Source organism: Pseudomonas sp. BW16M2, assembly GCF_014268865.1.
Lineage (GTDB): Bacteria > Pseudomonadota > Gammaproteobacteria > Pseudomonadales > Pseudomonadaceae > Aquipseudomonas > Aquipseudomonas peradeniyensis.
In genome coordinates, this window is sequence record NZ_JABWRI010000001.1 from 211,893 (window position 1) to 235,728 (window position 23,836).

General features: G+C 68.1%; 19 protein-coding genes. 4 read left to right on the forward strand and 15 right to left on the reverse strand.

Annotation, left to right across the window (positions count from 1 at the left end):
* Window positions 1-22: 22 nt before the first annotated feature.
* Window positions 23-1,414: a DUF2868 domain-containing protein gene (locus HU735_RS00925; RefSeq protein ID WP_186712067.1), complete on the forward strand. Its 1,392-nt coding sequence runs from the start codon at window positions 23-25 to the stop codon at window positions 1,412-1,414.
* Complete coding sequence (locus HU735_RS00930) at window positions 1,407-2,771, forward strand: GTPase/DUF3482 domain-containing protein (protein WP_186712068.1); 1,365 nt, start codon at window positions 1,407-1,409, stop codon at window positions 2,769-2,771. Before HU735_RS00925 ends, HU735_RS00930 begins: the two co-directional genes overlap by 8 nt.
* A 31-nt stretch (window positions 2,772-2,802) precedes the next feature.
* Here HU735_RS00930 and HU735_RS00935 read toward each other — a convergent pair whose 3' ends face one another.
* From HU735_RS00935 to tagH, 15 genes are all read right to left on the reverse strand, one after another.
* Complete coding sequence (locus tag HU735_RS00935) at window positions 2,803-3,216, reverse strand: hypothetical protein (protein WP_186712069.1); 414 nt, start codon at window positions 3,214-3,216, stop codon at window positions 2,803-2,805.
* Between the two features lie 4 nt (window positions 3,217-3,220).
* Entirely contained in the window at window positions 3,221-3,634 is a 414-nt protein-coding gene (locus tag HU735_RS00940; RefSeq protein ID WP_186712070.1) for a hypothetical protein, read from the reverse strand.
* Between the two features lie 2 nt (window positions 3,635-3,636).
* Window positions 3,637-4,539: an NAD synthetase gene (locus tag HU735_RS00945; RefSeq protein WP_186712071.1), complete on the reverse strand. Its 903-nt coding sequence runs from the start codon at window positions 4,537-4,539 to the stop codon at window positions 3,637-3,639.
* 118 nt (window positions 4,540-4,657) lie between these two features.
* Window positions 4,658-5,587 (reverse strand): type VI secretion system-associated lipoprotein TagQ, encoded by a 930-nt coding sequence (tagQ, locus tag HU735_RS00950; RefSeq protein ID WP_110735426.1) that lies wholly within the window; start codon window positions 5,585-5,587, stop codon window positions 4,658-4,660.
* Window positions 5,588-5,665: 78 nt separating this feature from the next.
* Window positions 5,666-7,432 carry an SUMF1/EgtB/PvdO family nonheme iron enzyme gene (locus tag HU735_RS00955; protein ID WP_186712072.1) on the reverse strand — a complete coding sequence of 589 codons (1,767 nt, stop codon included), beginning with the start codon at window positions 7,430-7,432 and terminating at the stop codon, window positions 5,666-5,668.
* On the reverse strand, window positions 7,425-8,627 hold the full coding sequence (locus HU735_RS00960; protein ID WP_186712073.1) for an FtsX-like permease family protein: 1,203 nt from the start codon (window positions 8,625-8,627) through the stop codon (window positions 7,425-7,427). The genes HU735_RS00955 and HU735_RS00960 overlap by 8 nt, the downstream gene beginning before the upstream one ends.
* Window positions 8,627-9,331, reverse strand: a complete 705-nt coding sequence (locus HU735_RS00965; protein WP_186712074.1) for an ATP-binding cassette domain-containing protein — start codon at window positions 9,329-9,331, stop codon at window positions 8,627-8,629. The genes HU735_RS00960 and HU735_RS00965 overlap by 1 nt, the downstream gene beginning before the upstream one ends.
* Window positions 9,331-12,333 (reverse strand): serine/threonine-protein kinase, encoded by a 3,003-nt coding sequence (locus HU735_RS00970; RefSeq protein ID WP_186712075.1) that lies wholly within the window; start codon window positions 12,331-12,333, stop codon window positions 9,331-9,333. Before HU735_RS00970 ends, HU735_RS00965 begins: the two co-directional genes overlap by 1 nt.
* 7 nt (window positions 12,334-12,340) lie before the next feature.
* Entirely contained in the window at window positions 12,341-13,060 is a 720-nt protein-coding gene (locus HU735_RS00975) for a protein phosphatase 2C domain-containing protein (protein ID WP_050703375.1), read from the reverse strand.
* Window positions 13,057-13,713 carry a type VI secretion system-associated protein TagF gene (tagF, locus tag HU735_RS00980; protein WP_186712076.1) on the reverse strand — a complete coding sequence of 219 codons (657 nt, stop codon included), beginning with the start codon at window positions 13,711-13,713 and terminating at the stop codon, window positions 13,057-13,059. The genes HU735_RS00975 and tagF overlap by 4 nt, the downstream gene beginning before the upstream one ends.
* Window positions 13,710-17,216: a type VI secretion system membrane subunit TssM gene (gene tssM / locus HU735_RS00985; RefSeq protein ID WP_186712077.1), complete on the reverse strand. Its 3,507-nt coding sequence runs from the start codon at window positions 17,214-17,216 to the stop codon at window positions 13,710-13,712. Before tssM ends, tagF begins: the two co-directional genes overlap by 4 nt.
* Window positions 17,213-18,529 (reverse strand): DotU family type VI secretion system protein, encoded by a 1,317-nt coding sequence (locus tag HU735_RS00990; RefSeq protein WP_050703372.1) that lies wholly within the window; start codon window positions 18,527-18,529, stop codon window positions 17,213-17,215. Before HU735_RS00990 ends, tssM begins: the two co-directional genes overlap by 4 nt.
* Before the next feature lie 6 nt (window positions 18,530-18,535).
* The gene (gene tssK, locus HU735_RS00995) at window positions 18,536-19,870 is read right to left on the reverse strand and encodes a type VI secretion system baseplate subunit TssK (RefSeq protein ID WP_186712078.1); all 1,335 of its coding nucleotides are present in this window, start codon (window positions 19,868-19,870) and stop codon (window positions 18,536-18,538) included.
* 15 nt (window positions 19,871-19,885) lie between these two features.
* Entirely contained in the window at window positions 19,886-20,386 is a 501-nt protein-coding gene (tssJ, locus tag HU735_RS01000; RefSeq protein WP_186712079.1) for a type VI secretion system lipoprotein TssJ, read from the reverse strand.
* A gap of 49 nt (window positions 20,387-20,435) precedes the next feature.
* Window positions 20,436-21,815 (reverse strand): type VI secretion system-associated FHA domain protein TagH, encoded by a 1,380-nt coding sequence (gene tagH, locus HU735_RS01005; RefSeq protein WP_186712080.1) that lies wholly within the window; start codon window positions 21,813-21,815, stop codon window positions 20,436-20,438.
* A 397-nt stretch (window positions 21,816-22,212) separates the two neighbouring features.
* Here tagH and tssA point away from each other — a divergent pair, with 397 nt between their 5' ends.
* Both tssA and tssB read left to right on the forward strand, forming a co-directional pair.
* Window positions 22,213-23,247: a type VI secretion system protein TssA gene (tssA, locus tag HU735_RS01010; RefSeq protein ID WP_186712081.1), complete on the forward strand. Its 1,035-nt coding sequence runs from the start codon at window positions 22,213-22,215 to the stop codon at window positions 23,245-23,247.
* A 73-nt stretch (window positions 23,248-23,320) separates the two neighbouring features.
* On the forward strand, window positions 23,321-23,836 hold the full coding sequence (gene tssB, locus HU735_RS01015) for a type VI secretion system contractile sheath small subunit (RefSeq protein WP_050703367.1): 516 nt from the start codon (window positions 23,321-23,323) through the stop codon (window positions 23,834-23,836).

Here is a 23,836-nt window from a genome sequence, read left to right on the forward strand (position 1 = left end):
TGCTTGCGCCCTGACCTGTGCAATGGAAGAGCTTGTGACGGCACCGACTCCACTCGACAAGCGCTGGCTAACCGAAGCGGTACGCCTGCGCGAGGAACACGCCGGGCCCCTTGAGGACCAGGAAGCCAACCGTCGCGCCCGCCAGCAAGGTGGCGACCTGGCCACGCGCATCGAGGCCCGCGCCCTGTGGCTGGCCGAACGCGACGGCATGGACACGGCACTGCGCCACTGGAAGCAGGGCGCGCGCCTGGCATTGCTGGCGCTGATGCTCCTGGCCGTGCTCAGCGGCGCCGGCCTGGGCCTGGCGGCCCTGGGCGACGGGCAGCGCCCGGTGAACGTATTCTGGGCCCTGGGCAGCTTGCTTGGGCTTAACCTCATACTGCTCTTCGGCTGGGCGGTGGGCTTCTTTTTCGCCGGCGAGCAAGGCGCGGCGCTGGGCCGCCTGTGGCTGTGGCTGAGCGAGCGCCTGGCCCGCGACGCCAAGGCCGCGCAACTGGCCCCGGCGCTGCTGGTGCTGCTGCAGCGCCAGCGCCTGAACCGCTGGTTGCTCGGCTTGCTGGTACATGGCTTGTGGCTGCTGGCGATGCTCGCCGCGCTGGGCATGCTCCTGGCCCTGCTGGCGACCCGGCGCTACGGGTTCGTCTGGGAAACCACGCTGCTCGCCGCAGAACCGTTCATCACCCTGACCCAGGCCCTTGGCGCCCTGCCCTCGCTGCTCGGTTTCGCCGTGCCGGACGAGGCGATGATCCGCGCCAGCGGCGACACCCTGCCGGCACTCGACCTGGCGCGCCAGGTCTGGGCCAGCTGGCTGCTCGGGGTGCTGCTGGTCTACGGCCTGCTGCCGCGCCTGGCACTGGCCGCGCTGTGCCTGTGGCGCTGGCGCCAGGGCCGCGAGCGCCTGGCGCTGGACCTCGACCTGCCCGGCTACGCCCAGTTGCGCGACGCGCTGATGCCGCGCAGCGAACGCATCGGCGTGCAGGACCCCGCCCCCCACACCCTGCCGCGCTTCGAAGCCGGCCAGTTGGAGAGCGGCAGTAGCGGCGCCTTGCTGGTCGGCCTGGAGCTGGACGACCAGCGCCCATGGCCTCCCGCCCTGCCCCGGTCGGTCACCCACGCCGGCGTGCTCGACAGCCGCGAGTCACGCAACAAGCTGCTCGAGCAACTGAGCCGCTTCCCCCCGGCGCGCCTGGCAATCGCCTGCGACCCGCGCCGCTCGCCGGATCGCGGCAGCCTGGCGTTGCTCGCCGAGCTGGCGCGCAATGCCGGCGCCACCCGGATCTGGCTGCTGCAGGCGCAACCGGGCCAGGCCCTGGACGCGGCACGCCTGGGCGACTGGCACGAAGCCCTCGACCGCCTGGGCCTGGCCCACGCCGACACTTCGCCCGTGACCTGGCTGGAGCATGGCCATGACTGAGCCGCTGAAACTGGCCGTGGTCGGCCACACCAACGTCGGCAAGACCTCGCTGCTGCGCACCCTCACCCGCGACGTCGGCTTCGGCGAGGTCTCGCACCGCCCCAGCACCACCCGGCACGTGGAAGGCGCACGCCTGTCGGTGGACGGCGAACCGTTGCTGGAGCTGTACGACACCCCAGGCCTGGAAGACGCCATCGCCCTGCTCGACTACCTGGAGCGCCTCGAACGCCCGGGCGAGCGCCTGGACGGCCCCGCCCGCCTGGAACGCTTCCTCCAGGGCAGCGAGGCGCGCCAGCGTTTCGAACAGGAAGCCAAGGTGCTGCGTCAGCTGCTGGCGAGCAACGCCGGCCTGTATGTGATCGACGCCCGCGAACCGGTGCTGGCCAAGTACCGCGACGAACTGGAGGTATTGGCCGGTTGCGGCAAGCCGCTGCTGCCGGTGCTCAACTTCGTCGCCAGCAGCCAGCACCGCGAACCGGAATGGCGCGAGGCCCTGGCGCGCCTGGGCCTGCATGCGCTGGTGCGTTTCGACAGCGTGGCTCCACCCGAGGACGGCGAGCGCCGCCTCTACGAAAGCCTCGCGCTGCTGCTGGAAGATGCCCGCCCGGCGCTGCAACGGCTGATCGACGACCAGCAGGCCCAGCGCCTGGCCCGCCGCCACAGCGGCAAGCGCCTGATCGCCGAGCTGCTGCTCGATTGCGCCGCCTGCCGGCGCAGCGTCGAGGCGGAGCCTGCCGCCGAGGCACGGGCCATCGAAGCCCTACGCCAGGATGTGCGCCAGCGCGAACAGCGCTGTGTCGAGGCGCTGCTCAAGCTGTATGCGTTCCGCCGCGAGGACGCCAATGCCGGTGACCTGCCGCTGCTCGACGGCCGCTGGGGCGACGACCTGTTCAACCCGGAGACCCTGAAGCTGCTCGGTGTGCGCCTGGGCAGTGGCGTGGCGGCCGGTGCCGCGGCGGGCGCGGGCGTGGACCTGCTGGTGGGCGGCCTGACCCTGGGCGCCGCCGCGCTCGCCGGCGCCATCGCCGGCGGCGCCTTGCAGACCGCGCGCAACTACGGCTTGCGGCTGATGGGCAAGCTCAAGGGCCAGCGTGAATTGACGGTGGATGACGCCGTGCTGCGCCTGCTGGCACTGCGTCAGCAGCAGTTGATCACAGCCCTGGAAGGACGAGGACACGCGGCGCAGGACAGCATTCGCCTGACGCCCGCGGACGACAAGGGCTGGCGCGAGGGCAAGCTGCCCGAGGCACTGCGCAAGGCCCGTGCGCATCCGCAGTGGTCCACGCTCAATACCGGGGCGCGAGTCAGCCAGGCCGAGCGACAGGAGCAGGTGGAAGCCCTGGTGGCAGAGCTGTAGCGCCGTTCGCGGCGCGAACCCGCGATGATGGCTAGTGATTAGCCTTACGCCTCTGCTCCCGGTACTGCGCCAGGAGAACGCGCATTTCTCTGTATCTATTGCTATTGAGCAACAGCAAAGCAACCAGGGCTGCCAGAAGGCTGCTCGTGTAGATGAACATGTTGGGTCGGTACCCAAAAGTCGGCAGCGCGATCACCAGACTGGCCAGACACATCCCCGCCACGAGCCACGTCCCCCATGCCCGCCCTCGAACCACAGCGCCATGGGCCAACATGAAGACTGCCAGCATCAGGAACAGGCTCGAAGCGAAGACTCCGTCCCTTGGACAGCTCCGACAGTACGTGCTCCACACCAACGCAAACGTCCAGGCCAAGGCAATGATCGACGAGAAGTAGGCGCCGATGAATACACCGAAGTAACGCTTCAGAAACGGCTTGAGCGTCATTGCACTAACGCCGCACCCTGCGCAGTTCCACCAACCGCTGCCGCATCTCCCGATGCCGCTGGCTGTTGAACACCAGCAGCGCGAGTAATGGCAGCGCCAGCAGGATCGCCAGCAAGACAGCATTCACACCACTACCGAGCAAGCTCAACGCCATCAGCAAAGCCACAGTCGGTACAGGGAGCACCACCCATACGGCCCAAGTGAAGCCCCGGACCATCGCGAAATGCCCGGCGCACAGCAGCAAGACCAGCACTGCACTGGATATCATGGTGAACGACGGATTGTCTGGATGATTGCGCCAGTGACTGTCAATCCACAGGGTCGCTGACAACGCCGCCGATATGAGGCAAATGAAAAAGCCCAGCAAGAACGTCGGAAAGTAACGTCGCATGAAGGTCTGGAACGCTGCAGGCTTCATCGTTACTCGACCTCCTCATAAAGCCCCACGGCGATGCTCTGTACCGTGGCACTGCCAGCCAGGCCGAAGGTAGCGCCGAGCGAGTCACGCATCAGGGTCTTCGTGGCGTGGCTGATCTCGGTCGGGGTGTAGCGCTTGGTCATGGTCCCTGCCGCCTGCCGCAACTTGATCTGCTTGGCCGTCAGGCTCGGATGCCTGATAGACAGCAGCTCGTCGGTCAGCGCCTTGCGCTGCTGACGGCTGAGACTCCTGGACAACTCCAGCCAGCTACGCCCGGTCGCGGCCTTGTGCACCTGCAGGTACTTCAACGTGCTCAGGCCCGACGCGCCGACACCCAGCAGCGAGACGCCATCCAGCACCTTCGAGGCGGCCTGGTACCACTCGCTTTCATCGAGGGCATCGTTGGCCGCCGGATTGGTCACTTCGCGTACCGTGCGCATCACACCGATACCGCACTGAATGCTGCTGGCGGTGGCTGCGGCGCCACCGATGTAGGTCAGCACCAGGCTGGTGCCACCGGAAAAGGGCGCGGCAATAGTGCCACTGAACACCACGAACCAGCCGATCACCGCGCCTGCACAAGAGAGCGTCGTGTTGACCGCCTCCTTGACCACCCGCGACTCGCGCGGATTGTGCTGCAATTGCTGGGTGTACTGGTCAGGGGTCTGGTATTTCTTGATCTCGCGCAGGATCACGCGCTTGGGACGGATGCTGCAGATCGGCTGGAACTCACGCAGGGTGACGACGTTGTAGTCGGCGTCGATGTACACCACACCAGCACCGACGATACGCGGATCAGCGTCGATGGCCGCGAACATCTGCGGCAGGTTGATCCGCCCCTGGATGCGCTGGCGTGCGAGGAACTGGGAGTTGTTGGCCAGGGAGTTGACCAGAAAATCTGTCACGGGGTGGTTTCCTTACACAAATAGCAGCACACCTGTGGGAGCGGGTTCACCCGCGAATACGATGGCGCATGCACCAAAGGATTCGCGGATGAACCCGCTCCCACAAACGCTCAAAGCATCACACGTTCGGGCACGGCACCGGCGCCCAGTCACCCATGTCCGGGTTGCGGCACATGGCGTTGACCTGGTCGGTACCGGCCTTGGCCACTTGCTGGGCCTCGGCTTTCTTGCCGTTGGCATTCTGCAGGGTCTTCTCGGTGGCCACGGCTTCCTGCGGCACGTCCTTGGTCACCTTCTTGGCCGGCTGGACCTTCTTCACCTCCTTCTTCTTGCCGGTGGTCGCCACTTTCGGCGGCTCGGCCACGGCGACCACGTCGGTGCGTGCGACGCCGACCTGCTTGAGGTCCTGCTCGTAGGCCTGGGTGTAGTTGTTCAGGTTTTCACCCAGACGCCCGTTCACAGTGGTCAGCAGGTTGTTCGACTCCTGCAGGCCAGCGACGATCTCGGCCAGGCGCTTGCGCCCCTCGGTGTCGTTGATGCGGCCAGACTTGCGGTTCTGGATCAGGCTGGCGAACTCGCGCTGGTAGCAGGACTGCGACGACTTGGCGTAGGCCGTGGTGCGGTCCAGGTCGGCGGCGCTCTTGTCGATATCGGTGGCGTACGAGGCGATGCGCTGCTTGTCGTCGCTGATCTGCTTCTGACGCTCGGTGTAGTAGCCGGCCGCGCCACCGACCAGGGCGCCACCGGCGGCGCCGATGGCGGCATTGCGGCCGCGGTTTTCCTTGTCGACCAGGGCGCCGGTCAGGGCACCACCGACCGCGCCGAGCAGCGCGCCGGTGGCGACCGAGCGGGTCATGTCACCGTCGGTGGAGCGCAGGTGCTGCACCGGCTCGTAGCAGTTGGGGTAGTACTCGACCTTGGTCGTGGCGCCGACCTTGGACACGGGCGAGCTGGCGCAGCCGCTCAACAGCACGGTGCTGAACCCGGCTGCCAGCAGCAGCGCGGTACGGGCCTGGGATGCAGTGATCAGGGGTTTGCGGGTGAACATGGTCTGGTTTCTCTTCTTGGGTTTCTCGGTATCCGGGGGCTTCGTGCCTCCCGGGAGTCCTTTCTGTCGAAGCTGTCCTTAGGGTCGCGGGGCGGCCGATGCCAGCAGCTCCTTGAGGATCGTCGCCGGATCGGCCCGCCGGTTCTGGCGGTACTCCCCGACGTGGCGGACGAACAGGGTGGCGCGGGTCACCAGGCTGTTGCCCAGGACCGGCTTGCGATTGAGTTCTTCCTTGACCCGCTGGAACTGCGCCTGGATCACCGCGTCGGTGTAGCGCGTGCCGCTGGACAGGTTGTCGATGTAGATCGCCACGGCGCCGTCGAGGGCGGCGCGGCCATTGGCGATGGCGGCGCCGTACATGCGCGCGCTGGTCTGGTCGCCCGAGGCCTCGGCTTTGGCCTGGGTGGCCTGCAGGTTGGTCAGGCGGATGTTGTAGTTATTGACGGTCTCGGCCACCAGGGCGGCGGACTGGATCAGGTTGCCAGCGGCCTCTTCACGCTGGCGGGCGATCAGCGAGACGTTGCGCTTGAGCTCTTCGTTGACCAGGCCGAGCTCGGCCTGCTGGCGCGGGTCGGTGGCGGCGGCGATGATGCTGTCCAGGCGCTTGGTCGGGTCCTGGGCGGCGTCGATGTCGTCGGTCAGGCCGGCCAGTCGGCCTTCCTTTTGCCACTGCTCGAACAGTTCCTGGTAACGCGAACGCGGCGCCGACAGGGCGCCGATGGCCACGCGAAAGCCGGTGGTCTCGTTGCGCTGCTCGGAGCCGTCGGCGCCGAACAGCGGATACTCGCGGCGCATGCCGGTGAACAGGGTGCCCTCGCCCTCGAGGTAGTTGCCACCCTTGACCACGAAGCCACCGTAGGCGCCCTGCAGGCGCCCGGCGTTGACCAGCTGGAACGACTCCTGGACCATCTCGGCGGCGTTGCCGATCACGTCGAACAACCCCAGCGGGTTGGGCTGCTTGGTGCCGATCGGCATCAGCCGCGCCGCCTGCCCGGTGCCACCGGCAACCTGGTTGAACACCGCGAAGTCGGCCAGCGGCCCTTCACTGTCGGCGCCTTCGACCTTGCGCGGGAACAACCGTCCTTCCAGTTCCTGGCGGCTGACCGCCGAGCCGCCACGGGCGGCGAACTCCCACTCCACTTCGGTGGGCAGGCGCACGAAACCGGTGCCACCGTCCTCGGCCTTGCTGCCACGGCCACTGACCGGCAGCAGGTCGCGATGGTGCTTCATCAGCCAGGCGCTGTAGACGGCGGCGAAACGTTCGGCCTCAAAGCGCGACAGCTTGACCTTGGGCAGGCGCCCCGCCGCGTCGTTGTTCGCCTCACAGGCCGGCGCCGCGTCGCCGCCGGCCAGCGATGGCGCCTGGGCCATCACCTGGGCGTACTGGCGGGCAGTCACTTCATACTTGCCGATGAAGTACATCATCGGCGTGAGCGGGCTGCCTTTGTCGACCTTCGGCAGGCTCGGGCCGACCGCCTTCTGCCACTGCGGCGCCAAGTCCTGCAGGCTGAACTGGCCGTTGATGAAGTCGCGCCGGTAACCGGAGATGAACGACTGCTTGTAGCCGGCCTCGCCTTCGCTGAACGGGTAGCCGAGGTTGACCTCGCGGTCGTCGAGGCTGCCCTGGGCCAATACGTAGACGCTGCGCAGCACCAACTCGCCGCCGCAGGGCAGCGGCAGGCTGATATCGCCCGGCAACGGCTTGGGGTTGTCGAACTTGCTATCGGCCCCGGCCTGGGACTGCGCGGCCGGCTTGGCCTTGTCGTCGCCATCGGCCGGGGAGCAGGCCCCCAGGCTCAGCGCGGTGAGGATCAGGGCGGCAGCCCCGAGACGGCGATCAGACATCACGTATTCCTTGGCAGGCCTCGATGCGCGCCACCCGCCAGCCGCCCAGGGCGGCGGCGGCAGTGCTGGCCAGCAGCACGGCACACAACGCAACGAGGTAGTGCATGGGCAGCAGGTGGCTGGCGAACTCGCCGGGCACCTGCATGAAAAGTCGGTTCAGGCCGTGTTCGGCCAGCAGGTACAGCAGTCCCGCCACGGCGGCGGCCAAAAGGCCGCTGTAGAGCGCCTGGAGCACCACGAACAACAGCAGCGCGGCAGTACCGAAGCCCAGCAGGCGCAGCACCGCCAGTTCGCGCTGCTTGCGGTCCACCGCCGCCACCGCGCCCGCGGCGATGGCCGCCACGGCGCCGGCCACGGCCAGGCTGGCGATGATCCAGAACACCAGGTCGAGGTTGCGACCGAGCGACTGCACCTGGGCGATCTGAGCGGCCTGGGTCGAGACCAGCAGCTTGCGTTCGGCGAAGAACTGGCGCAGCGGCTCGACATCGGTCAGTTCGCGGGCATACAGGCGAAATGCCGGGTACACCCGCTGCTGCGCGCTTCCCTGCTCCTCGCCCTGCCAACCCAGTGTCGGCACCGCGCGACCATCGCGGTAATCCTCGACAGCCTCGAGCAACTGCAACGACGCGAACAGGCCATCGCGCTCGAACGCCGCCAGGGGCAACACGCTGGTGACCTGCAGACGCGTCTGCCGCCATTGCATCTGTCCGGCCTGTCGGCGGCTGAAACTGGCCTGCAGCTCGTCTCCGGCCCTGGCACCGAGCTTTTCCGCAGCGGTAAAGCTCAGCACCACCTGTTGCAGCCCCGTCGGGGGAACGACCTGCACCAACAAGGGGTCGCCCTCGGCGGTGGGCAGCATCTCAACCGTCAGGCCACGTCCGTGGGCGGGCAGGAGCAGTTCGGCGGTGGCGGCGATCTGCCGGGTCCGGGGGATGGCGAAGGCCACCCCCGGGCGTTGCGCCAGTTCCTCGATGAACTCGGCGCGAAAGCGTCCACCGCCCAGGGGAATAATCTCGCGCACCCCCGGATCACGCTGCAGGCGCTCGGTCAGGCTGCCGACCAGGCCGAACTTCAGGCCGAACAGCACCAGCAGCGGCGCGATCACCGCCACCAGCGCCAGCACGCCGCACGCCGACAGCCGCGCATCGTTGCGGTAGTCCTGCCAGGCCAGCCCGGCGATCAGCAGCGGGCGCATCAGGCAGCCCGCTCCAGCGTTGCCGTGACGCCACCGTCGACCTCACGCCGACAGGCCATGCGCAGCACCGTCAGCCCGGCCTGGCGGGCCAGGGCTTCGTCGTGGGTGGCGACCACGCAGGTCACCTGGCGCGCCTCGGCCTCGCGCAGCAACAGCTGCATCACCCGCTCGGCGTTGACCGGGTCCAGCGCGGCGGTTGGTTCGTCGGCCAGCAGCAGCGTCGGGGCATGGGCCAGGGCGCGGGCGCAGCTGACCCGCTGACGCTGGCCGAGGGACAGGGCGGCGGGCTTCTTGCTCAGTTGATCGTGCACATCCAGCGCTTCGGCCAGGCGCTCGACGCTGCCGTCATCGCCGAGCCCCAGCAGCTGGCGTGGCAGACGGATATTGCCGCGCACATCGAGAAAGCCCAGCAGCCCACCCGCCTGCAGCACATAACCAAGGTGGCGGCTGCGCCAGCTGGCCAGGCGATCAAGCTGCCGGCCGCGCCACAGCCCGGCGACATCCTCGTCGCCGAGGATGAAGCCCTCTGCCACATCCGGTGCCAGCACCAGCGCCAGCAGGTCGAGCAAGGTACTCTTGCCGCAGCCACTGGGGCCGACCAGCGCCACCCGTGCGCCCACGGCCAGGTGCAGCCGGTCGACCTGCAGGCTGTAGCGCTGGGCACCCTGCCCGCGCGTCTTGCGCACCCCGTCCAGGCGGATCATCACGGCAGCGTCGACAGCGGAACACGGTACAGGGCGTCACCCGGCTCGGCTTTTCCGAAGCGCACCCAGTTGGCCATGTCATTGTGGAAGGTCTCGTACAGACGGATCTTCGAGTCCAGCTCGTCGATGAAATCCTCCTGTTCGGCCACCGACAGCGACAGCCACAGGTCCTGGCTCATGCTCAGGGACTTGCTGCGGTACGGCAGGCCATCGAGGTACTCGCCGAGCACCCCGCCCTGGGCCAGGTTGGCGCCCTTGCGCAGGGCGCCGGGGTCGCGGCTCATGTAGGCACTGGCGCTGGCGATCTCGTTGAAGAAATCGCCCGGCGAGCTGCGGGTCTTGCGCGCGGCATCGACGATCAGCTTGAGCGACTGCTGCAGGTCGTTGAGTTGCAGCTTGGTGAGCATCACGCACACCTGCAGGGTGGGCAGCGTCGGGTTGGTCAGGTCGCGGTCGGCGGTCCAGGCGCTGACCAGCTGCGGCGCCTGGCTGGCGCCATGGCGGCCGAGGAAGTCCATGTGCATGGCATAGCCGATGGCCTGGGACTTGGCCGCCAGCCCCGAGGCCGAAGTCAGCAGCGGCACCGCCTGTGGTTGCTGGTTGCGCACCTGGTGCACCAGCTCGGCGAAGGTCGAGCCGATCTCGCGCACACGCTCGCCGAACACGCCGACCTCGCCCCCCGGCACGCCGACGTAGAGGTCGCCGATCTGCGGGTTGCTGTCGGCGGTGAGCACGCGGTACTGGCTTTCGGCCGCGCCGTGGTTCTTCACCCCGGCCGGGGTGCGCAGGTGCAGGGCGTAGATCTTGATCTGCTTGCTCAGCGCCGCCTGGCGCACTTCGGCCTCGTTCATCTGGGTGCTGCTGAACGGGTCGTTCTTGCGCAGTGCGCCGGCATCGCTGACCAGCAGGATGAGGCGCCCGCCATAGCCGGACCAGTCCATGCCCTCGACAGCCTGCATCACCCCGGCGAAGGCGTCCTCGTTGAACGAATGGCTGGAAACGCTGGTGGCCCTGACCTGCGAGGCGGCCTTGAGGAAGCGCGCAGGATCGCGGCCCTCCTCCAGGCTGACCAGGGTCTTGCTCAGGTACTCGAGGCCCGGGGTGCGCTTGACGTTGTTGCGGAAACCCACCAGGCCGAAGCTGACGCTGTCCAGCTCGCCCCGGGCCGCCAGTTGCTGCTGCAGCTCGCTGACCACCTGGCGCACCCGGTCGATATAGGGCTGCATGGACACCGAGGTGTCCACCACCAGGACGATACCGGTGCGGAAGCTGTTGTCGCCGACCGCCGCCACGCCGGCCGCCTTGGGCGCGCTGTCGCGGGTGCTGGCGCCGGGGTCGATCGAGGCGATGTTGAGCAGCTGTACCGGCTGGCCGCCGGCGTCGAAGCTTTCGCGGTAGTCGAAGATCGGCATCAGGTAGAACTGGTTCTGCGGCACGGCGCTGGCCGCCGGTTCCAGGGCCATCACCTGCGGCACCTGGTCGGGGTGGTTCTGTGCCTTGAGCAGGCTGTCGCGGGCCTGGGCGGTGTCGTCGAGCAAGTGCTGCACATCGTCCACCTGACGCATGAACATCACCGGCGAGCGGCCCGAGCGCTCGGTGAACTTGAGCACCAGGCTCTGTTTCCAGTCGCTGGTCTGCGCGGCCGGCAGCCAGCCCTCGCGCTGGCCGTCGCTGGCGGCGCCGACCTGGACCCAGGCCTGGCCGCCGACGTCCTTGCGCTGGTAGACGTAGAGCACGGAGAAGGCCGGCAGTTTCTCGCCCGAGGCATCGCCGGGCTGGGCCACTAGCTGGGCGTCGGGCTTGGTCAGCACACGCTGGAACAGGGTCTTCTTGCCGGGCATCAGCAGTGGGCGGCCATCATCTGAAGCGGCAACAGGCATGATCTTGGGTTCGGCGGGAGCTACGCTGTCGGCGGGCGTCTGCGCCACCGGTGCTTCTGGCGCGGGTGCGTCACTGCCGCCGAGCAGCCAGAAGAACGCGCCACCCAAACCCAGCGCCGCCGCGATCGCCACCGCCAGCACGGCCTTGGCCGGTATGTTCGATCCGGACTTCACGGCGGGAGCGGGCTTGGGTTCGGGCCGCCGGGCGGGCTCGCTCACGGGAGCGGCAACGGCCTGCGGAATGTCGATGGACACCGGTTGCGGGGTGGTCGGCGGCGGGATCGGCAGCGGACGCACCAATGTGCTGTCGTTGTCCTCGACCGGCGCCTGGACCGTCAGGCGGTCCAGCGCGGCCAGCAACGCCGCCGCGTCGGCGAAGCGCTCATTGGGATCCTTGGCCAGCAGGCCCCGCAGGATGTCCTGGTAGCGGCCATGCTCGATGGGCAGTTCCGGCAGCGGCTCGGTCAGGTGCGCCAGCGCCGTGGACAGCGCGTCGGTGCCGCTGTACGGCAGCTTGCCGACCAGGATCTCGTAGAGCACCACGCCCAGCGCATACAGGTCGGCGCGGCCGTCGATCTCCATGCCGCGCGCCTGCTCCGGACTCATGTAGCTCGGCGTGCCGACGGCGAAGCCGGCCTGGGTGAACTGGGTGCGGTCATCCAGCGACTTGGCGATGCCGAAGTCCGACAGCACCGCAGTGCCGTCGGCGCGGAACAGGATGTTGGCCGGCTTGACGTCGCGGTGCACCAGGCCCTGGGCATGGGCATAACCCAGCGCCTGGGCGATCTGGCGCACGTAGGCGAGGCCCTGCTCGGGCGTCAGCCCATCGGCGATGCGCTCCTTGAGCGTGCCGCTGGGCAGGTACTCCATGGCCATGTAGTACAGCTCGCCGACATTGCCAATGTCGTGGATGGTGGCGATGTTCGGGTGCGCCAGCCGCGCCAGGGTGCGCCCTTCGCGCAGGAAGCGCTCGCAGAAGGTCGGGTCGGCGGCCAGGCTCGCCGCCATGATTTTCAGCGCCACCTTGCGTTCCAGGGAACGCTGGGTGGCGAGGTACACGCTGGCCATGGCGCCTTGGCCGAGCTCGCGATCGATGTCGAATCCGGGGATCTGCATGTCCATGATGTCTTCAGTTCACCTTGACGACCACTGCGGTGATGTTGTCCGGCGCGCCACGGGTCAGCCCCAGGTGCACCAGGCTGCGGACCACCTCGTAGGGGTCGGCGTGGCCGAGCACTTCGGCGATCTCGTGGTCCTCGGCGGTCTTGTTCAGGCCATCGCTGCACAGCAGGTAGGTGTCGCCAGGCCGCACCTGCAGGGCCACGGCCTGCAGGTCGAGGTCATCCTCGACGCCGATGGCGCGGGTGACGATGTTGCCGCGCGGATGCACCCGCGCCTCGGCCTCGTTGAGCAGGCCACTGTCCTGCAGCTCCTGGACGTAGCTGTGGTCGTGGCTGAGGCGCTCGATGCGACCATCGCGCAGGCGGTACAGGCGACTGTCGCCGGCCCACAGGCCGATGGCCTGGTCGCCACGCGCCGCCAGCACCACCACCGTGCTGCCCATCATCGCCACGCCACGGCGCACGGTTTCCTCACGCACGATGCCATTGACCCAGGCCAGGCCGTCACGGACCTCGCCGCTGAAGTCGTCGAGCGAGTCGAGCATCGGCAGGCTGCGCAGGCTGTCCATGGCCAGGCTGCTGACATAGTCGCCCGCCGCATGCCCGCCCATGCCGTCGGCCACCGCCCACAGACCCGCCCAGGTCAACTCCAGGCAGGCGTCCTCGTTGATCTTGCGCACCATGCCGACATGGCTGTAACTGGCCGCTGTGTACTGCATGTCGGTCATTCGCTGCGCGCCTCGCTACCCAAGAGAAACCCGGCGAAGTCCTCGCTGCGCGGCAGGCCCGCGCAGCGCATCAACCCCGGGGCGATACGTTCGGAACCCCTGCCCCACCAAAGGCTCATGCCCTCACAGGCGCATTCGGCCAAGGCCAGTGCCCGTCCCTGCGGCGTGGTCGCATCCAACCGCTGCAACCCACCGACAGTCACCTGAGGTCCCTGTAGGAGCGGCCTCGCGCCGCGAAAAGGCTGCAAAGCAGCCTCGAATTCTTCAAAGGCAGCACCCGGCTCAAGCGTCGCCAACAACGCCACCTCCACCGCTTCGAACCACTCCTCGGCCCCCGCCACCACAGGCGCCAACAGCTGCCCCGGCTCCAGCACCTGGGCCACGGTCAGCGGAAAATACCGCCCGACCCGGTCGATGCTCGGCATCAGCACGCCGATGACCGCCTCGGGCCCGCACAACCCCGGCGCCAGGGCGAAACGCCACAACGGGCTGACCAGGTAGGCCTCGAGCCAACGCTCGCCCAGCGCCTGCTGGCTGGCCTGCATCCCCGCTGCCAGCCACTGGTCCCAGGGCTGGATGAAGCTGTGTGGCAAACCACGGCTGACGAAGTCGCCGCGGCTGGCCAGTTTTCCGTAGAAACCCACGTCGTTCACAGGTGCTCCGGCAGGCTGAAACCGCTGAGCACTCGGCTGCGGAACGGGTTGAAGGCGCTGCTGGCGCGCAGCTCGTAGGACACGCTGGCGCCATCGACGCGCAGGCGCAGGTTGAAGCGCTCCGGCGAGCTGCCGGCCACCAGGTCGGACTGGTCGAGCAGGCGGAACCAGGCCCAGGGGCCTTCCACGGTCAGGCCGGAACGGCCGGTGGCCGAGGGCGGCGAGATCGACAGGCGCACCACGCCGATGCTGTTGGGGTTCGGCCACTGCAACGCCACCGGCCGGCTCGGTCCGTGGTCGTAGCTGACCTGCTGGCCATCGAGGTCAAGCAGGAACTGGGTGATGGTCGCGTCCATCGCCACCGGCTTGAGCTCGAAACGCACGCCCGGCTGCACGCCGTTGCTGTTGCGGAAGAACGCGTCACGGATGCTCGCCGCGCGCTGGAAGGTGTACAGCACGTTGCTGTTGATCCCCAGCTTCTGCGCCGCGCCCGGCTGCCAGCTCCACGGCGTGCTCGAGGTATTGACGTAGGGTTGCAGGTACTTGCGGAAGTAGTTGTCCATCACCCCGCCGACGCCGAAGAACAGGCCGAAGTCCTCCAGGGTGGCGTCCCGCGTGCTGCCGGCCACCAGCGGGTAGCGGCCGCTGAGGGACTGGCGGTAGACGTTCACCACCTCGCTGGTCCAGGCGGCGTTGAGCTGGTTGCGCACGCCGCCCATGACGATGTTATGGGTCGAACCAAGCACCGCCCCCACCAGGTTCTGCACCACCTTGGGCTGGCGCGCGGCGCCCAGGGCGACACGCTGCGCGGCGGCCTGGGCCTGGTTCTTGGCCTCGCCCAGCAGCGCGTCGCCGCTGGCGCCGACCATGGCGCTGACCTGCACGTACAGGGCATTGAGGTCGGTGAGCAGGCCGTCGATGGCCGCAGGCTGTCCTTCGCCGGTTTCCACCAGCGCGGCCAGCTCGGCGAAGTGCGCGGTCACCGGGTCCACCTCACGGGCAGCCGGGTTGTCGCTGGGCAACGGCGCATCACCGAGCAGGCCGCCGAGGCGCTGGCGCAGCTGATCGACGCCGGCCTGCTCGGCCTTGGCCTGGACCTTGTCGAGGGTGGTCGGCTGCGCCAGGTTGGTCTCCTTGGCGACCGCCTGCAGCAGTTTCTTCATCGGCGAGGTCGGCCCGGACAGCACCCGCAGCACATCGGCGGCCTGGCCGACGCTGGTGATCGGCACGAAGTCCAGGTCCGCCAGCAGCGCATCCCAATGGCGGATGTAGTCCTGGTAGTACAGCTGCAGCACATCGTCGGCCAGGCGCTTGGCATCGCCCGACTCGCTGGCCTCGCGGCCCAGCACCCAGCGCTCCTCGGCCAGGGTCTCGCTGTGGGCCAGGCTGGCGGCGAGGAACGCCTTGCGGTAGCCCTCGACGGTGAAGATGCCCGGCAGCGGCTCGCTCAGCGGCTTGCCGTTCTTGAAGCGGAACACCAGCGCGGCGTCGCGGCCGGCGGCGTCGCTGACCCGGAAGTCGCCAACCCCGGCCGGCAGTTTCTGGCGTTTGACCCGGTCGTAGACGCGCTGGGCCACCGGCAGCTGTTGCAGCTGGCGGCGGGTGTCGTCGATCAGACGCTGGTCGAGACGGGCATTGGGCGGGCGCTTGTCGAACAGCGCCGCCAGGTGCTGCTCCAGGGCCTGACGCAGGTCCGGCGCCAGATCGCGAGGCAGGCTGCGCTCCCAGTCGAGGGTAACCCAGGCCTTGATGAACTCGGCGTCGTAGTGTTCGCCGTCGGCCAGCATCAGGTAGGCCTTGAGCCCCTCGTAGAGGTAGTCGGACGGGCCACCGGCATACAGCTGCTCTTCGATGCGGGTGACCAGGCGCGGGGCGAAGATGGCGATCAGCAGCTTGCGGTAGACGCTGTCCGACTCACCTTCGAGCATGTCGCCCTGGTACAACCCGAGGCCCTCGGCCCAGCCGGGCGGATCCTCGGCCAGGCGACGCACGCCGTTGAGCAACGGCAGCACGTCGACCACGTTGCGCTGGGCCGGGCTCAGCTCCTGCACGCTCTTGCCCAACGGTTTGAGGCGGCCGTCGACCTCGGCGATGTACTGCTGGTTGGCGCGGTAGCTCAGGGTCCACAGGGTGCCGACCACCAGCACCAGGGCCACGCTCAGCGCCAGGGCGCCGCGGGCGATCCACTTGCGCCGCTGCTCGACCTTGGGGTTGCTGCCGACCAGGCCGCGCTCGGCGAAGGCCACGGCACTGAACAGCTTCTCGATGAAGTAGCTGCGCCCGGTACCGTTCTGCCGCGCCAAATGGGCACGGTCCAGGCCCATGCTCTGGGCCATGCTGCCGATCAGGCGGTCGATGGGGCTGCCTTCCTGGGTGCCGCTGGTGAAGTACACGCCGCGCAGCAGGGCGCGGGCTTCGAAGGCGTTGGGCTTGAAGATGCCGTCGAGGAAGGTCTTGAGATTGCCGCGCAAGGCAGCGAACTGCTGGACGAAGCCGTAGACCAGATCGCGCCGCGCCGGGTCGCGTTCCTGTTGCAGGCGCTCCACCAGACGCTGGTTGAGACGCTGCTCGAGCAAGGCGAACTCGCTGCCGAACTGGGCCAGCGGGCCATCGCCGTGCTGGCCGTCATCCAGGGGGAAGGTCATGCCCCACACCTGGGCACGCTCTTCCTTGCTCAGGTTGTCGAAGAACTCCATGAAGCCCGGCACCAGGTCGAGCTTGGTCAGCATCAGGTAGATCGGGAAACGCACGCCCAGCTGGCTGTACAGTTCCTGGATACGGGTGCGGATCGCCGCCGCGTGGGCGGCGCGCTCGGCGTCGCTGCCCAGCAGCAGGTCGGACAGGCTGATGGCGATGAAGGCGCCGTCGATGGGCCGGCGCGAACGCTGGGTCTTGAGCAGGTCGAGGAAGCCCAGCCAGGCCGCCTTGTCCACCTGGGCATGGCTGTCCTGGGTGGTGTAGCGGCCGGCGGTGTCCAGCAGCACGGCCTGGTCGGTGAACCACCAGTCGCAGTTGCGCGTGCCGCCCACGCCACGAATGGCGCCCTCGCCCAGCTGCGCCGCCAACGGGAAGTGCAGGCCGGAATTGACCAGCGCGGTGGTTTTGCCCGAACCGGGCGGGCCGATGATCACGTACCACGGCAGCTCATACAGGTTGCGTCGCTCGTCACCGCCCAGGCGCGCTTTCTTCAGCAGCACCAGGGCCTCATCCATGCGCTGGCGCAGGGTCGCCAGCTCTTCGGCGGTGGCCACACCGGCAGGGTCCGGCGCGGTCTCGGCAGCCAGGCTCTGCATCACCTTGGCCGCCTGACGCCGGGCCTGGACGATGCGCCACACGCGGTAGGCGATCCACACCGCGAACAGCAGGACGATCAGCACCAGACGTGGCGCGACCGGCACCAGCGCATCGAGCAGCGGACCGAGGAACCAGATGATCAGGCTGAGGGCGAGCAGGCCCAGCACCGGGACCACCCAGTGAATGACAAAACTGAAAAACGCCTTCACTCGACGCCCTCCGCCAGAACGGTGATTTCAACCCGGCGATTCTTCGCCCGGCCCTGCGCGCTGTCGTTCGACGCCAGCGGCTCGGTGTCGCTCAGGCCCTGGGCGCTGAAACGCCCGGGCTGGCCGGTGCGGGCGGCGAGCAGGTTCTTCACCTCCTCGGCACGGGCCTGGGACAACGCCCAGTTGGACGGGAAGCGCAGCGTGGCGATGCGCTGGTTGTCGCTGTGGCCGGTGACCTTCACGTTGCCCTTGACCTTGGCGACGGCTTCGGCAATGCGCAGCATCAGCGGCTCGAAGTCACCCTTGATGCTGGCGCTGGCCGAGGCGAACAGCTCGTCGCCGCGGATGGTCACCACCGAGCGGTCCACCGCATCCTCCACGGCGACCCGCCCGGCCTTGATGTCCTCGGCCAGGAAACCAGCCAGGCGTGGACGTTCCACCGGCTTGGGCTGCACCACCGGGCGGTCCATGGCCTGCACCGGGATCTCGCCCAGGGCATGGATGCCACGGAACACCGGCTCGGCGTCGGCGGCCAGCTTCAGGCGCAGGCCGAACAGCACCAGTAACAGCAGCGCCAGGGCCAGGGCCAGGCCGACCCAGGGCGGCACGAACTGCGCCAGGCGGTCACGGGTCACGGTGACGCCGCGCCAGTGCGGCGACAGCTCGCGCTCGATATCGCCACGGGCACTGCGGATGGTCGCGGCAGTGCGCTCGCGCAGGGCCTCGAGCTGGGCACGGCCACCGTTCATCACCCGGTAGCGGCCTTCGAAACCGAGGCTGGTGCACAGGTACAACAGCTCCAGCAGATGCAGGCGCTCACGCGGGCTCTGCAGGCAGTGCTCCATCAGCTGGAACACCTTCTCGCCGCCCCAGGCCTCGTTGTGCACGGTGATCAGCAGGCTCTGCTTGCCCCAGTCACTGGCGCTGCCCCACGGCGTGCTGAGCACTGCCTCGTCGAGCGCGGTGCACAGTGCGTAGCGCGCCAGCAGCACCTCGTTGCGCGCGACTCCGGCGGCCTCGGCGCGCTCCTCGAACTGGCGCAGGTAGGCCAGCAGCTGCGCTCGCAGGCTGGCCGGCGCCGGGTGGGCGATGGTGTTGCGCAGGCGGGTGAGCAACGCCAGCAGCGGGCCGGCCGCCTGTTCCAGCGGGTTCAAACCCGCCGCCTGGCCCGGCGCCAGTGGTTCGGCCGGCACGTTCAGAGGCGGTGGCGGCGCCGCCTGCGCAGGTCCCGGCGCGGCCGGTTGCGGGCCTCGGCCACCGGGGCGCGGCATGAACTGGGTGCGGTCATTGGCGAGCGGATCGTCCGATTGCATCGCGGCTTATCCTCGAATGGCCCAGAAGGCCAGGTTCAGGCCGGGGAACTCGCCGGCGACGTAGAAGGCGAAACCACCGGAATGCTGCAGCTGCTTCCAGTGCTCACTACCCCGGTCGAGTTCGAAGTAGGTGGAGCCGGCATGGAACGGAATCTGCCGTGGCGCCACCGGCAGCGGCAGCAGGCCGATGCCCGGCAACTGCAGGTTGACCAGGTCACGGATGTGCTCCACCGCGCCGATCTTGCTCTGCTGGCCGAAGCGGCTGCGCAGGGTCTCGCTGGGCACGTCGGCGCGCACCACCAGGACGAAGCTGGCGCTGTCGAGCAGGCTGCGGTCGGCCAGCATGCCGACATGGATGCCGTAGGCCTTCTCGACCAGCGGGATGGCCACGGCCTTGCTGTCGATCAGCATCGACAGGGCCTCGCGCAGGGCCACCAGCACCGGGGCGAAGGTGGCCGCCAGATCATCGTGCTGGTACACCGGATATGCCTCGGGGCGGCGACCTTCACGGGTGAAGGTGGCGAACTCGCCGGCCAGGGCCACCAGCTCGCTGTACAGCCGCTCGGGGTGCAGCGGCGTCAGCTGGTTGAGGTGTTCGACCAGTGGCTGGGCGCGGTTGACCAGTTGCAGCAGCATGAAATCGGCGATCTCCGAGGCACCGCCGTTGGCCGAGGCCACCACGCGCCCGGCCAGGGCCTCGCCGCGCTGGTGCAGCAGGCCGAGCAGCTCGCCACGGAAACCCGACAGCAGGTTGCTGGCGGTCACGTCGAGCAGTGGCGGGATGTAACCGTCATCCAGCACCAGGGCACGGTCGGCGCGCTTTTCCCGGATGCGCACCACGCCCAGCGCGGCATAGTCGCTCAGACCGTCTTCGGCGCGCAGCAACCGCAGGGCGCGACTGCCCAGGGCCAACGGCGCGCGGTTCTCGAACGGGGCGTTGTCGTCACGGACTTCGCTGATACGGCTGACATAGCGCGCGCCGTCAGGCGTTTCACCGTCGTCGACGGTATCGCGGGCACCGGCGCGCTTGAGCGGCAGGCCCAGGTAGATCACGCCGTTGCGCAGGTCGTCGGGAATTTCCAGCGGCGCGGGCGGCAGGTCGTCACGCGGGATGTCGAACGGCGTGCCGTCCGGCAGCAGGCCACGGCCGCTGAGGATCGCCAGCTTGCCCTGGGCCAGCAGGCCCTGGTCGACCAGCAGTTCGGAAAAACCCCAGGCGGCGGCGCTGAGCGGCCGGTTGCGGGCGTCGACGAAGTTTTCCAGGTAGCGGTCGTGCTGCTGGAAGTGCTGGGTGGTGATGAACATCCCTTCCGACCAGACCACGCGATTGTTCCAGGACATGGGTTCTCCGATTGCCTAGCGGGCAGGCTCAGGTTGTGGGGTGGCCACGGCGCTGCGCACGGCGCGCACATCGAGGCTGATCTGATAGTCACGGGGTGGCACCGGCAGCACGCTGCGCCACTGGGCCTGGTCGACCTCGCGGTAGCCGACCACCAGGCCGACCTGGCGCGTGGCCGGGTCGAGCGGACGCTCCAGGCGCAGCTGCTCGCCGGGTTGGAGCAGGACTTCGTCCTGGTCGATCAGGTCGGCGGCCAGGGTGGCCTGGGCACGCTCGGCCAGGGCGAAATAGTCGGCGCGGGCGAAGGCGGCGCTGTTCTTCAACTCGTAGATGCGTACCCGCACCGGCGCGGGCGTGCCGCCGGCGCCGGGGTTGAGCCCGGCCGCGGCGCTGAAATACAGGGTGATGCCCGTGGCCGCCGGCGCCGCGTCGGTAACGGCGGGCTCGACCGGGCTGTCCTTGCTGCAGGCACTGAGCAGCACCATGGCCAGGGCTGCGATCAGTCTTGTTGCACTCATCCTCGTCCTCATGACGTCCTGTGTTCTTCCTGTGCTCCGGGCGTTGGCCTCAGGAGCGTTGAATGCGTTGGCTATGGGCCTCGTAGGCGCGACTGAACTCGCGACCGAACAGGTCCTGGAAGTCGTCTTCGGCTTCCCGGGAAATCTGGCTGTAGAGCTCGGTGAACTGCTGCCAGCAGTGGGCCTGGCGCGAACCGCCGAACAGCTTGGCCAACCCGGCTGCGGGTGCCAGGCGCTGCTCCAGGCGGGCAGGCTCGAAGCGCTCGAGCAGGTGCTTGATGGCCGCCTCGACACCCGCCATCACCGCCAGCTGGTGGGCGCGCAGGTCGTCGAAACTGTCGCGCACCGCCTGGTCCGGGGCCATGAACGCCTGGTTGCCCTCGCGCAGCAGCAACAGCAGCGCTTCGTCGGCGTTGGGGGCGAACTTCAGCGGGTTGTTGCGCACCGGGGCGATGGTGGTCTGCTGCATGCGGAACTCGCCCTTCAGGCTGCTGCGCGCGCGCAGCACATCGATCAGGCCTTCGACCATCAGGCGGTAGCTGCGCCCGACCGCCTCCATCTGCGCGGCGGCATCGGCCGCGTCGATGCGCAGGTGCTCGATGCCCGCGCCACGCAGGAAGGCCTGCAGCAAGGCATCGCCGGCACCAGCCGGGGCGGGTGCAGGTGCCGACACGGCGGTGGGTGGCGGCGCAGGCGTGACGACCGGTGCCACCGGCGCTACCGGCTCTGGCAGGGGTGGCGCGATGACAGGCGCAGGCTGGGGAGCAACGACGGAGGTTTCGTCGAACAAGTTCCAGTCGTCGGGGATCATGCCGGGTGCGGCGGGCATGGCGGCCTGCACCGGCGCGAGCGCGGGCGGCGGCGCCACCGGCGTGGGTGGGCGGAAGTCATGCTGTTGGGCGGGGACATGATCCGGCTGGCTGGCCGGGGGCACGCAGGAAGGGCCGAGAAAATCGAACAGGTCCGGCAGGGTGTCGTGGCTCGAGGCCCCCTGCAGGAACGCGGCCGGCGCGCCGACGATGGGCGCGCTCGGGGCGGCCACCTGGTTGGCCATCAGGGCTTCGAAACTGTGGGCTTGCGGCTGCCCGGCAACCGGGATCGACAGGCCTGCGTCGATGCGCGCCTGGATCTCGTAATCGCCAATTCGAATAACTTCACCGTCCATCAACGGTTCGCTGTTACCGCGACGCAGGCGAATACCCGCATGCACCAGTTCCACGCCGTTGGTGCTGTTATCGGTCAAGTAATAGCGGCCATCCTTGAACTGGATCACACAATGTTTCGAAGAAACAAGGCGTTCCGGATCTGGAAGTACCCAGTCATTATCCGCCGCACGACCTACGCTGATGGCACCGTTTTCCAGCAACTTCTCCGGGCATTGCCCAGGGGTGATCTTGTGATAACTGGTAATGGTCAGGCAAAGTGCCATCACGCCTCCTTGCATATATATGAAACACTCACACATCCATTTGAGTGGATTCGCGAGCCCGACCTCGCTTTCCGGCTAAACCCTTGTAAATACTGGGCCTCACACCGAAATTCGCTTCCCGGAAAGGTCGTATTAAACCCTATCGGCAAGGCACTTTGATGGCACCTGACCAATGGACACGAATACCTGCCAACTGGTTCACAGTCACCCTTCGCGGCGCGTAGCTTACCTTGACAGCAATTTGGAAATAAACCATAAATGCGCAACTTAAGAGTGCCAAAGTGATATCACGGTGATATCAACTTCGCATTCTTTGACAAGTTTGTGCGCCAATTCACATTTGCAACTTGGCGCAAACGACGCCCTCACCAAGGGCCGATATGGAGATCGATTTCTGGTGAACTCACCGCAGCTGCTCGCCGCTGTTTCCGCAGACTTTCCGTGCGGCGACGACCTCGAATACGATGCCGATTTCCTGCAACTGGAACGTGACGCCCAGGGCCGCCCCGAGCGCGTGATGGGCGACGCCGTGCAAGCGGCCGAGCCGCCGCAGTGGCGTGACATCGAGCAGTCCTGCACCAGCCTGCTGCAACGCAGCAAGGACCTGCGCATCACCCACTTCCTGGTCCAGGCCAACCTGGCCCTGCATGGCCTGCCGGGCCTGGCCGCGAGCCTCGAGCTGATCCGCGACCTGCTGGGCGAATACTGGCTGCACCTGCACCCGCAGCTGGACGCCGCCGACGACAACGACCCCACCGTGCGGGTCAATGCCCTGGCCGGGCTCACCTGCGACACCAACATCGCCCTGCTGCGCGACGCCGTGCTGGTGCGTTCGCGCACCTTTGGCCCGGTCACCCTGCGCGCCGCCCTGCATGCGGCGGGCGTGCAGCACTTCGCCAGCGAGCAGCTGAGCGCCGAGGAACTGGCCGCCGCCCTGCGCGACGCCGACCCCGAGCAGCTCGCGCAATGCCACCAGGCCCTGCAACTGGCCCGCGAGTCCCTGGACACCATCGAGAGCCGGGTCAACGACCAGGTCGGTTCGGCCAGCGGCGTCGACCTGTCCGCCCTGCGCCAGCCGCTTCGCCAGGTCCAGCAGGTGCTGGCCGACTACAGCCCGGAAGGCTCGGCGCCGGTCAGCGCGAGCATGGACGAAGTGACGGCGCACGGCGTCCCTGACGACCCGCAGCCCGCCGCCGTCGCCGCGCCACGTGTCGCCGCGCGCCCCGGCGAGGTGAACAGCCGCGACGACGTGCTGCAGAGCCTCGAGCGCCTGCTCCAGTACTACGCCCGCCACGAGCCCTCCAGCCCGCTGCCGGTGCTGCTGCGCCGGGCGAAGAAGCTGGTCGACGCCGACTTCGCGACCATCGTCCGCGACCTGATCCCCGATGGCATGTCGCAATTCGAGAACCTGCGTGGCCCGGAACACGACTGACGTCGTTCCGGCCGCCTAAACACCGACGCCCGCAACAAGCAGAGCCGCCGTACCGGCGACCAGGAGGAACAACGTGGCGAAAGACAGCTCCCAGAAATTCATCGCGCGCAACCGTGCGCCGCGGGTACAGATCGAATATGACGTCGAGCTGTACGGCGCCGAGAAGAAGGTCCAGCTGCCCTTCGTCATGGGCGTGCTCTCGGACCTCGCCGGCAAGCCCGCCGAGCCGCTGCCGGCCGTGGCCGACCGCAAGTTCCTGGAGATCGACGTCGACAACTTCGACTCGCGCCTGAAGGCCATGAAGCCCCGCGTGGCGTTCAACGTGCCCAACGAGCTGACCGGTGAAGGCAACCTGAGCCTGGACATCACCTTCGAGAGCATGGACGACTTCAGCCCCGCCGCCGTGGCGCGCAAGGTCGATGCCCTGAACCAGCTGCTCGAGGCCCGCACCCAGCTGGCCAACCTGCTGACCTACATGGACGGCAAGACCGGCGCCGAGGACATCATCCTCAAGGCCATCAAGGACCCGGCCCTGCTCCAGGCCCTGGCCAGCGCGCCGAAACCTGCCGACAACGAGCCGAAGGCCTGA

What these genes read in the sequence shown, in the direction of transcription:
- HU735_RS00925 (WP_186712067.1), top strand. Translation starts at nt 23, where the DNA reads ATGGAAGAGCTTGTGACGGCACCGACTCCACTCGACAAGCGCTGGCTA.
- HU735_RS00930 (WP_186712068.1), top strand. Translation starts at nt 1,407, where the DNA reads ATGACTGAGCCGCTGAAACTGGCCGTGGTCGGCCACACCAACGTCGGC.
- HU735_RS00935 (WP_186712069.1), bottom strand. Translation starts at nt 3,216, where the DNA reads ATGACGCTCAAGCCGTTTCTGAAGCGTTACTTCGGTGTATTCATCGGC.
- HU735_RS00940 (WP_186712070.1), bottom strand. Translation starts at nt 3,634, where the DNA reads ATGAAGCCTGCAGCGTTCCAGACCTTCATGCGACGTTACTTTCCGACG.
- tagQ (WP_110735426.1), bottom strand. Translation starts at nt 5,587, where the DNA reads ATGTTCACCCGCAAACCCCTGATCACTGCATCCCAGGCCCGTACCGCG.
- HU735_RS00955 (WP_186712072.1), bottom strand. Translation starts at nt 7,432, where the DNA reads ATGTCTGATCGCCGTCTCGGGGCTGCCGCCCTGATCCTCACCGCGCTG.
- HU735_RS00960 (WP_186712073.1), bottom strand. Translation starts at nt 8,627, where the DNA reads ATGCGCCCGCTGCTGATCGCCGGGCTGGCCTGGCAGGACTACCGCAAC.
- HU735_RS00965 (WP_186712074.1), bottom strand. Translation starts at nt 9,331, where the DNA reads ATGATCCGCCTGGACGGGGTGCGCAAGACGCGCGGGCAGGGTGCCCAG.
- HU735_RS00970 (WP_186712075.1), bottom strand. Translation starts at nt 12,333, where the DNA reads ATGGACATGCAGATCCCCGGATTCGACATCGATCGCGAGCTCGGCCAA.
- HU735_RS00975 (WP_050703375.1), bottom strand. Translation starts at nt 13,060, where the DNA reads ATGACCGACATGCAGTACACAGCGGCCAGTTACAGCCATGTCGGCATG.
- HU735_RS00990 (WP_050703372.1), bottom strand. Translation starts at nt 18,529, where the DNA reads ATGCAATCGGACGATCCGCTCGCCAATGACCGCACCCAGTTCATGCCG.
- tssK (WP_186712078.1), bottom strand. Translation starts at nt 19,870, where the DNA reads ATGTCCTGGAACAATCGCGTGGTCTGGTCGGAAGGGATGTTCATCACC.
- tssJ (WP_186712079.1), bottom strand. Translation starts at nt 20,386, where the DNA reads ATGAGTGCAACAAGACTGATCGCAGCCCTGGCCATGGTGCTGCTCAGT.
- tagH (WP_186712080.1), bottom strand. Translation starts at nt 21,815, where the DNA reads ATGGCACTTTGCCTGACCATTACCAGTTATCACAAGATCACCCCTGGG.